This window comes from Streptomyces sp. NPDC051173, assembly GCF_040689515.1.
GTDB lineage: Bacteria > Actinomycetota > Actinomycetes > Streptomycetales > Streptomycetaceae > Streptomyces.
Map to the genome: position 1 here is coordinate 1 of NZ_JBFBBD010000127.1, position 10931 is coordinate 10931.

The window sequence follows — 10931 nt, forward strand, 5'->3', positions numbered from 1 at the left end:
GGGGTCGTCCCCGGTGCGGTGGTTCCGGCCGCCGCTGTGGCCACGCCTGTCGACGAGCCGATCGCCATCGTGGCGATGAGCTGCCGCTTCCCCGGCGGCGTACGTGCCCCCGAAGACCTGTGGTCACTGCTCACCCGGGGCGGGGACGCGATGTCCGCGTTCCCGGACGACCGTGGCTGGGACCTGGAGTCGCTCTACCACCCCGACCCTGATCACAAGGGCACCGCGTACGCCCGCGAGGGTGGATTCCTCTACAACGCAGGTGAGTTCGATCCGGGGTTCTTCGGGATCTCGCCGCGTGAGGCGTTGGCGATGGATCCTCAGCAGCGGTTGTTGCTGGAGACGTCGTGGGAGGCGCTGGAGCGGGCCGGGATCGATCCGGTGTCGGTGCGCGGCAGCCAGACCGGTGTCTTCGCCGGGATCATGCACCACGACTACGGGTCCGCGACCGCATCGGTACCGGACGGCGTCGAGGGCTACATCGGCAACGGAACGGCGGGCAGCATCGCCTCGGGCCGCATCTCGTACACGTTCGGGTTCGAGGGGCCTGCGGTGACGGTGGACACGGCGTGTTCGTCGTCGTTGGTGGCGTTGCATCTGGCGGTGCAGTCGCTGCGTCAGGGGGAGTGTTCCCTGGCGTTGGCGGGTGGTGTGACGGTGATGGCGACGCCGGCGTTGTTCGTGGAGTTCAGCCGTCAGCGTGGGCTGGCTCCTGACGGTCGTTGCAAGGCGTTCGCGGCGGGTGCGGACGGCACGGGGTTCTCCGAGGGCGCCGGGATGCTGCTGCTGGAGCGGCTGTCGGACGCGCGGCGCAATGGTCACCAGGTGCTGGCGGTCGTGCGTGGCTCGGCTGTGAACCAGGATGGTGCGAGCAATGGGTTGACGGCGCCGAACGGTCCGTCGCAGCAGCGGGTGATCCGGGCCGCGCTGGCGAGCGCAGGCTTGTCGGCTGCCGAGGTGGACGCGGTGGAGGCGCACGGTACGGGTACGAAGCTGGGTGACCCGATCGAGGCCCAGGCGCTGCTCGCCACGTACGGCCAGGAACACCCGGAGGACAAGCCGCTGTTGCTGGGCTCGGTGAAGTCCAACATCGGTCACACGCAGGCGGCGGCTGGTGTCGCCGGGATCATGAAGATGGTGCTGGCGATGCGGCATGGTGAGCTGCCGCGCACGCTGCACGTCGACGAGCCTTCGCCCCACGTCGACTGGTCGATGGGAGCTGTGGAACTCCTGACCGAAGCCACCTCATGGCCGGAGACCGGTCGGCCTCGTCGGGCGGGTGTCTCGTCCTTCGGAGCCAGCGGGACGAACGCTCATGTGATCGTGGAGCAGGCTCCGGAGCCGGAGGTTCCGGCTGCTTCGGAGTGCTCGTTGCCTGTGGTGCCGTGGGTGGTGTCGGCGAAGTCCGAGGCGGCGTTGCGGGGTCAGGCGGAGCGGTTGCTGTCGTTGACGCGGGGCGAGGCCGTTGAGCCGGTCGATGTTGCGCATTCGCTGGTGTCGGCGCGGTCGGCGTTCGAGCATCGTGCGGTCGTCCTGGGCGACAAGCTGGGTGGTTTCGCTGCCGGGTTGGGTGCGGTGGTGTCGGGTGAGCCTGCCGCCGGTGTGGTCCGGGGTATGTCGGCGCCGGGGAAGTTGGCGTTGGTGTTCTCGGGGCAGGGCAGTCAGCGGGCCGGGATGGGCCGGGAGCTGTACGAAGCTTTCCCTGTCTTCGCTGAGGCGTTTGATGAGGTGTGCGCGGAGTTCGACGGCTTGCTGGAACGGCCTTTGCGTGAGGTCGTGTTCGAGGACGGTGACGCTCTCGATGAGACGGTGTTCACGCAGTGCGGCCTGTTCGCCCTGGAGGTTTCTCTCCACCGGCTGGTTGCTTCGTGGGGTGTGAAGCCGGACTATGTGGCCGGGCACTCCATCGGTGAGATCGCGGCCGCGTATGTGGCTGGTGTGTGGTCGCTGGCGGACGCGTGCGCACTCGTCGCCGCGCGTGGGCGTCTGATGCAGGCGTTGCCGTCGGGTGGGGCGATGCTGGCGGTGGAGGCGGACGAGACCTCCGTCCGTACCGCTCTCGCCGATTACACCGATGTGGACATCGCCGCTGTCAACGGCCCGTCGTCGGTGGTGGTTTCCGGTGCTGAGGCTTCGGTGGCGGAGCTGGAGACGCTGTGGCGGGGTGAGGGTCGTCGGGTGCGGCGCTTGCGGGTTTCGCACGCGTTCCACTCCCCGCTCATGGAGCCGATGCTGGCCGACTTCCGCAAGACGGCCGAGCGACTGTCCTACGAGGCCCCGCGCATCCCCCTGGTCTCCAACCTCACCGGCGGTCTCGCCACCGCCGAAGACATATGTGACCCGGACTACTGGGTGCGCCACGTCCGCGCGACCGTCCGCTTCGCCGACGGCGTCGCATGCCTGGCGGACCAGGGCGTGACCACGACTCTGGAGCTCGGCCCGGACGGTGTCCTGTCCGGCATGGGCCAGGACACCGCCCCTGACCTGCTCTTCACCGCGGCCCTGCGCAAGGACCGTGACGAAGCGGCTTCGTTGCTCGAAGCCCTGGCTCAGGTCTACGTCCAGGGCCACTCCGTGGACTGGGCAGCGCTGCTCGCCCCGGCGCGCCCCCGTCAGGTCGAGCTGCCGACCTACGCCTTCCAGCGCGAGCGCTACTGGCTGGAGTCGGTGGCAGGGCCGACGGACGTCGGGTCCGTCGGGCTGGGTGCGGCCGATCATCCGCTGCTGGGTGCCGCGGTGACGCTGCCGGATTCCGACGGCTGCCTGTTCACCGGCCGGCTGTCCATACGTACCCAGCCGTGGCTGGCGGACCACGCGGTGCTGGGGGCGGTGGTGGTGCCCGGGACCGCGCTCGTCGACCTGGCGCTCCACGCGGGTGCCCGCTTCGGGTGCGGCCAGGTGGACGATCTGGTGCTGGAAGCGCCGCTCGTCCTGCCCGAACACGGCGCGCTCCAGCTCCAGGTCGTCGTCGGCGGTGCCGGCGACAGCGGCCGGCGGCCCGTCAACGTGTATGCCCGGCAGGAGTCCGGTGACCCGGACCAGCCCTGGACGCGTCACGCCGGAGGCGCATTGACCGCGACCCCGACCGGGACGCCGCCGCAGGTGTCGGACGAGCCGGGCCTCTGGCCGCCGTCCGGAGCCGTCGCGGTGGACATCGAGGGCATGTACGAGCAGTTCGCACTGGGCGGCCTGGCGTACGGGCCGGTGTTCCAAGGCGTACAGGCGGCCTGGCGGCGGGGCGACGAGGTCTTCGCCGAGGTGGCGCTGCCCGAGGAGCACGCCCAGGAGGCGACCCGCTACGGGATCCACCCCGCGCTGCTCGACGCGGCCCTGCACGTGGCCGGGCCCGCCGGCCTGGTCGACGCGGGCGCGGAGGACGCGGACCGGGTCCGCCTGCCGTTCGTCTGGAACGGGGTGTCCGTACACGCCACCGGAGCGGCCAGGGTCCGCGTGCGCCTGACGTCCGCCGGGACGGACGGTGTGTCGGTCGTCGTGGCCGACGAGTCCGGCCAGTTGGTGGCCGCGGTGGACGAGTTGGTGACCCGCCCGGTCACGCCCGCGCAGATCGACGCGGCCCGTGGCGGCCTGCGCGAGTCGCTGTTCCGGCTGGACTGGCTCGGCATGCCGACACCGGCGGCCGCGGCTCCGTCCGCCCTCCGCTGCGCGGTGACCGGCGACGGGGGCGACGACCTGGTGGCGGGTCTGCGGTCCGCCGGCTGGGACGTGACGGCGTACAGCGATCCGACGAGCCCGGCCGGATCCGACGGCGGTGGCCTTCCGGAGTGGGTCTTCCTCACGGTCCCGAGCGGTGCCGATGCCGACACCTGCGGTGGCGACGGGCTGCGCGCGGCGACGGCCGGGACGCTGGGGCGGGTCCAGGGCTGGCTGGCGGACGAGCGGTTCGCCGACTCCCGCCTGGTCGTCGTCACCCGGGGCGCGGTGGCGACCGACGCCCACGGTGTGCGCGACGCCGACGCGGCCGCCGTGTGGGGCCTGGTGCGGTCCGCGCAGGCGGAGCACCCGGACAGGTTGGTCCTCCTCGACCTCGGCGACCCCGCCGGGACGGCGTCCGCGACCGTCGCCGCGGCCCTCGCCTCGGGCGAGCCGCAGGTGGCCGTACGCGACGGACGGGCCCTGGTGCCCCGGCTGGTGCGCGTCGGCGAGAGCGGCACGTCGGCAGGGGCGTCGGCCACCTGGGACGAGCGGGGCACGGTGCTCGTCACCGGAGCGACCGGCGCCCTCGGCGGCCTCGTGGCCCGGCACCTGGTGGCGGAACACGGAGTGCGGCACCTGTTGCTGCTGAGCCGCAGGGGAGCGCAGGCGGACGGGGCGGCGGAACTGGCGGCCGACCTGACCGCCGCCGGAGCCTCGGTGACCTGGGCCGCCTGCGACGTGGCGGACCGGGACGCACTCGGTGCGGTGCTGGCGGGCATCCCCGCCGAGCACCCGCTGAAGGGCGTCGTGCACGCCGCCGCCGTCATCGACGACGGTGTCGTCGCGTCTCTGACGCCCGAGCGCCTCGACGCGGTGCTGCGCCCCAAGGCGGAGGCGGCCGTGGTGCTCCACGAGCTGACCCGGGAGCTGGACCTCTCGGCGTTCGTGCTCTTCTCCTCCGTCGCCGGCACGCTGGGCGCCGCCGGGCAGGGCAACTACGCCGCCGCGAACGCCTTCCTCGACGCGCTCGTCTCCCGGCGCCGCGCCCAGGGCCTGCCCGGCCTGTCGCTGGCCTGGGGCCTGTGGGAGCAGCGCAGCGCGCTGACCGAGGGGCTGGCCGAGGTCGACAAGCGGCGCATGGGCGGCATCGGCCTCGGTGCGCTGTCGAGCGACGACGGGCTGGCCCTGTTCGACGCCTGCTGCGCCGGTGGGTCCGCCATGGTGGCGCCGATGCGGCTGGACACGGCGGCCCTGCGGGCGACCGTCCAGGAAGCCGGTGGCGAAGTGCCGTACGTCCTCCGCGAGTTGCTGCGTCTGCCCGGGAACCGCGCGGTCGCGGAGACCGCCGGGGCGTCGGCGGGGCTGCGGGAGCGGCTGGCCGGTACCCAGGCGGCGGAAGGCGAGCGCGTCGTGCTGGACGCCGTACGCCGGAACGTCGCGGCCGTCCTCGGCCACGGCGGAACGGAAACGGTCGAGCCGGGGCGTGCCTTCAAGGACGTCGGGTTCGACTCGCTGACGGCCGTGGAACTGCGCAACCGGCTGACCGCGGCCACCGGGCTGCGGCTGCCCGCCACCCTCGTCTTCGACTACCCGACGCCGACGGCCCTGGCGCAGTACCTCCACCAGGAACTGACGCGGGACACCGGCACCGCGGTCGAGCCATTGGCCGTGCGCCTCGACCGGCTCGAAGCCGGCCTGTCGGCCATGACCTTGGAGGAGATCGGCCGCACGGACGTGGTCTCCCGGCTGCGGGACCTGCTGGCGAAATACGACGAGACACAGGAAATGCCGGAAAGCGCCGCCCTCGCCGACAAACTCGAATCGGCGTCGGACGGCGACCTCTTCAGGATGGTGGACGAGGATCTCGGAATCATCTGAGCCGATCGCCCGCAATGTCCGACCGCCCGTCGGTCAATCTCTTTTCGGTCGACTGCCTTATGACCGACAGCTTTTGATGGGAAAGCGCGATGAGTAACGAAGACAAGCTCCGGGATTACCTCAAGCGAGTCATTGCCGAGCTGCACCAGACGCGGCAGCGCCTCCAAGAGGCGGAGTCCGCCGACCACGAGCCGATCGCCATCGTGGCGATGAGCTGCCGCTACCCCGGCGGCGTGCGCTCCCCCGAGGAGCTGTGGCGGTCGGTGGCCGCCGGTGTGGACGCAGTCTCGGGCTTTCCCGAGGACCGCGGCTGGGATGTCGAGGGGCTCTACGACCCCGATCCGGACGCCGTGGGCAAGAGCTATGCGCGCGAAGGCGGATTCCTGCACGGAGCCGGGGAATTCGACCCGGCGTTCTTCGGTATCTCCCCGCGCGAGGCGCTGGCCACGGACCCGCAGCAGCGGCTGCTGCTGGAGACCGCCTGGGAGGCGTTCGAGCGGGCCGGCATCGACCCCGAGTCGGTACGCGGCAGCCGTACCGGCATCTTCACCGGCGTCATGTACCACGACTACGGCACCGGCCTGGAGTCGGTCCCGGCGGGAGTCGAGGGCTACCTCGGCAACGGCACCGCCGGCAGCATCGCCTCCGGCCGGGTGGCCTACACGCTGGGCCTGGAGGGCCCGGCGGTGACGATCGACACCGCCTGTTCGTCCTCCTTGGTGGCCCTGCACTGGGCCGCCCAGGCCCTCCGCCGACGCGAGTGCACGCTCGCCCTGGCCGGCGGTGTCACGGTCATGTCCACGCCCGGGACCTTCGTGGAGTTCAGCCGCCAGCGCGGCCTGGCCCCCGACGGGCGCTGCAAGCCGTTCGCGGCGGCGGCGGACGGCACCGGCTGGGGCGAGGGCGCCGGCCTGCTCCTGCTGGAACGCCTGTCGGACGCGCAGCGCAACGGCCACCCCGTGCTGGCCGTGGTCCGCGGCTCCGCCGTCAACCAGGACGGCGCGAGCAACGGACTGACCGCGCCGAACGGCCCGTCCCAGCAGCGCGTCATCCGCGCGGCCCTCGCGGACGCCAGGCTCTCCGCCAAGCAGGTGGCGGCCGTGGAGGCGCACGGCACGGGCACGACGCTGGGCGACCCGATCGAGGCACAGGCGCTGCTGGCCACGTACGGCCAGGAGCGGCCCGAGGGCGAGCCGTTGTGGCTCGGCTCGATCAAGTCGAACATCGGCCACACCCAGGCGGCCGCGGGCGTCGCCGGTGTGATCAAGATGGTGGAGGCGATCCGGCACGGCCTGCTGCCGCAGACCCTGCACGTCGACGAGCCGTCCCCGCACGTGGACTGGTCCGCCGGGGCCGTCAGGCTCCTGACCGACCCCACACCGTGGCCCGAGAGCGACGAACTCCGCCGGGCGGCCGTGTCGTCCTTCGGCATCAGTGGCACCAACGCGCACGTCATCCTTGAGCAGGCGCCTGCGCCGGTCGCCGAGGAGGAGCCGGCGCGGGTCGAGCCGTCGGTGGTGCCGTGGGTGGTGTCGGGTAAGTCCGAGGGTGCGTTGCGGGGGCAGGCGGAGCGGCTGCTCGCGCATGTGGGGGAGTTGTCGCCGCTGGATGTGGGTTTCTCGCTGGCGGCCGGCCGGAGTGCTTTCGAGCATCGGGCTGTGGTGCTGGCGGGGCATCGGGGTGGTCTGAGCGCTCTGGTGGATGGGCGTGAGGCTCCGGGTGTGGTGCGGGGTCGTGTTGCGGGTGCGGATGGCCGTGTGGCGTTCGTGTTCCCGGGGCAGGGGTCGCAGTGGGTCGGTATGGCTGCCGGGTTGTTGGATTCGTCGCCGGTGTTCGCGGAGCGGGTCGCGGAGTGTGCGGCTGCGTTGGCGCCGTATGTGGATTGGTCGTTGACTGGTCTGCTGCGTGCGGAGGACGCCGGCTGGCTTGACCAGGTCGACGTTGTGCAGCCGGTTCTCTGGGCCGTGATGGTTTCCCTGGCTGAGGTGTGGCGTTCGACCGGTGTGGAGCCGGCGGCTGTCATCGGGCATTCGCAGGGTGAGATAGCGGCTGCTTGTGTCGCGGGCGCGCTCTCCCTGGAGGACGCCGCGAAGGTGGTGGCACTCCGCAGCAAGGCTCTGCGTGCGCTGTCCGGCCGTGGCGGGATGGTCTCGGTCTCCCTGGATGCGGAGGCGGTCGAGGAGCGGCTGGACGGCCGACTCGCAGTGGCAGCCGTCAACGGACCCGCCACGGTGGTTGTTTCCGGTGACAACGACGCCCTCGACGAACTCCTCGCCCGGTGCGGGGCGGACGGTGTCCGTGCCCGTCGTATCGCGGTGGATTACGCCTCGCACTGCGCCCACGTGGAGGAGATCGAGAGCGCGCTGTTGCGTGACCTCGCCGGTATCACCCCCCGCTCTGCGTCCGTGCCGTTCTATTCGACGGTGACCGGTGGTGTGCTGGAGACCGGCACGCTCGACGCCGGCTACTGGTATCGCAACCTGCGCCAGACCGTCCGCTTCCAGGAGACCGTCCAGGCGCTCCTGGACGACGGTTTCCGCCTGTTCGTGGAGTCCAGCGCCCACCCGGTCCTGACGATGGGCGTCGAGCAGACCGCCGAGACCCACAACACACCCATCACCGCCGTCGGTTCGCTGCGCCGCGACGAAGGTGGCCTGGACCGTTTCCTGATCTCCGTCGCCGAAGCCTTCGTCGGCGGGGCTTCCGTCGACTGGGCCAAGCTCTTCGACGGCACGGGCGCGCGTCGCGTAGACCTCCCCACGTACGCCTTCCAGCGTGAGCGCTACTGGCTGGAGACCACAGGCCCGGTGGTGAGCCAGAACGCCGCCGCCAGCCTGGGCCTGGGCTCGGCCGATCACCCGCTCCTGGGGGCGGTCGTGGCCTTGGCGGACGCGGAAGGGTTCCTGCTGACGGGCCGGTTGTCGCTGCGTACGCACGCGTGGCTGGCCGATCACGCGGTGGCCGGGACGACGCTGCTGCCGGGCACGGCGTTCGTGGAGCTCGCCCTGCGGGCCGGGGACGCGGTCGGCTGCGGCCACCTGGACGAACTGACCCTCGAAGCCCCCCTCGTACTGCCCGCGGACGGCGCGGTGCAGGTGCAGCTGTCGGTGGGCGTCGCGGACGTGGCGGGCCGGCGGCCGCTGGCGGTGTACTCCCGGCCCGAGGACGACGCCGACGGCCCCTGGACGCGGCACGCCACCGGTGTGCTGACCGACGGCCCGGCCCGTGGTGCCGAGGAGGCCGCGGCCGCCGCCGAGCTGGCCGTCTGGCCGCCGGCCGGTGCGGGGCCGGTCGCGGTGGACGACCTCTACGAGCGGCTGGCGGCGACGGGGCTCGGGTACGGGGCGGCCTTCCAGGGCGTACGGGCGGCCTGGCGCCGTGGCGACGAGGTGTTCGCCGAGGTCGTACTCGCCGAGGAGCAGCGTGCCGACGCGAGCCGTTTCGGGCTGCACCCCGCCCTTCTGGACTCCGCCCTGCATGCCATGGCCTCGGGCCCGGACGCCCGGGAGCGGAACGCGGGCGACCGCGGGCCCGGCCTGCCGTTCGTGTGGGGTGGGGTGTCCCTGTTCGCGACGGGTGCGGACGCGCTGCGCGTACGGCTCGCCCCGGCAGGCCCGGACGCGGTGTCCCTGGTCGCGGCGGACACCACCGGTGCTCCTGTCGCGGCGGTGACGTCCTTGGTCACGCGTACCGTGTCGGCGGAGCAGTTGGAGGCCGCGGCGAACGCCACGCACGACGCGCTCTACCGTGTCGCGTGGCGCGGCGTCCCGATGCGCGCCGCCGCTTCCACGGCACGGTGGGCGGCGTTGGGCCCGGCGGCCGCGTACCTCGGTGATGCGCCGGGCGCGGTGGCCCATGCGGACCTGGCGGCGCTGCGGGCAGCCGTGGAGGACGGCACGGCGGTTCCCGACGCGGTGGCGGTCTCCTTCACCGCGGCTCCCGATGGCGGCCCGGCTGATGTACGGGACGTCACGCGGCGGGCTCTGGAGATGCTGCAAGGGTGGCTGGCCGAGGAGCGGTTCGCCGGTTCGCGGCTGGTCGTGGTGACCGAGGGGGCGGTGTCGAGCGCACCCGGTGAGGATGTCCCCGATCTGGCGGCGGCCGCGGTGTGGGGCCTGGTCCGGTCGGCGCAGGCGGAGCACCCGGACCGGTTCGTCCTGGTCGACCTGGACGATCGGCAGACGGGCACCGGAATCCTGGACGCGGTGTCGGCCTCCGGCGAGCCGCAGATCGCCGTACGGTCGGGCGAGTTGTTCGCCCCGAGGCTGGCGCGCGCCGCCGCGGCCACGGCGGAGTCCGGCTTCGACTGGGACCCGGAAGGCACCGTGCTCCTGACCGGTGCGACCGGCACGCTGGGGACCCTTGTGGCACGGCACCTGGTCGTGCGGCACGGTGTGCGGCATCTGCTGCTGGTCTCCCGGCGGGGCCTGGAGGCGGCGAGCGCGCCCGAGCTGGCGGCGGAACTGACCGCGCTGGGCGCCTCGGTGACCGTGGCGGCCTGCGACACGTCCGACCGCGCGGCCCTGGAGGAGCTCCTGGCCGGTGTGCCCGCCGAGCACCCCCTGACGGGGGTCGTGCACGCGGCCGGTGTGCTCGACGACGGCGTCGTCGAGTCGCTCACGCCGGAGCAGATTGACGCGGTTCTGCGGCCCAAGGTCGACGCGGCCCTCCACCTGCACGAGCTGACCCGGGGCCTGGACCTGTCCGCGTTCGTGCTCTTCTCCTCGGCCGCCGGCACGTTCGGTGGTGCGGGGCAGGGCAACTACGCGGCGGCGAACGCGTTCGTCGACGCCCTGGCGGCCCACCGGCGCGCCGACGGCCTGCCGGCGGTGTCGCTCGGATGGGGCTTCTGGGCCGAACGCAGCGGCATGACGGGCCACTTGGACGAGGCGGACGTCCGCCGCATGCGCCGCGGCGGCATCTCCCCGCTCACCTCGGAAGAGGGCCTGGCGCTGTTCGACACCGCCGCGACCACGGCGGAAGCGGTGCTGCTGCCCCTGCGGCTCGACCTGCCCGCGCTGCGTGCCCAGGCTTCGTCCGGAGTGGTGCCCGCGCTGCTGCGCGACCTGCTGCGCATCCCCACGCGCCGTACGGTGGAGGCGTCGTCCGGCGCCGACGCCCCGGAGCTGTGGCGGCGCCTCGCGAACCTGTCGGAGTCCGAGCGGGACGACGCCCTCCGGGCGCTGGTGTGCACGCAGGTCGCCGCTGTCCTGGGACACGCCGACGGAAGCTCGGTCGACAGCGAGCGTGCGTTCAAGGAGCTCGGTTTCGACTCGTTGACCGCGGTGGAGCTGCGGAACCGGCTGAACGCGGCCACGGGTCTGCGGTTGTCGGCCACGCTGGTCTTCGACTATCCGAGTCCTGTGGTGCTCGCCCGGCATCTGCTGGGTGAGTTGGTG

Annotated in this window: 2 protein-coding genes; both read left to right on the forward strand. The window is 72.6% G+C overall.

All coding sequences use genetic code 11. The features are described 5' to 3' along the window. Positions 1-36 precede the first annotated feature (36 nt). Complete coding sequence (locus AB0435_RS33230) at positions 37-5532, forward strand: SDR family NAD(P)-dependent oxidoreductase (protein WP_366428650.1); 5496 nt, start codon at positions 37-39, stop codon at positions 5530-5532. 89 nt (positions 5533-5621) lie between these two features. Next, on the forward strand, positions 5622-10931 hold a 5310-nt coding region (locus AB0435_RS33235), incomplete at its 3' end, for a type I polyketide synthase (protein WP_366428651.1).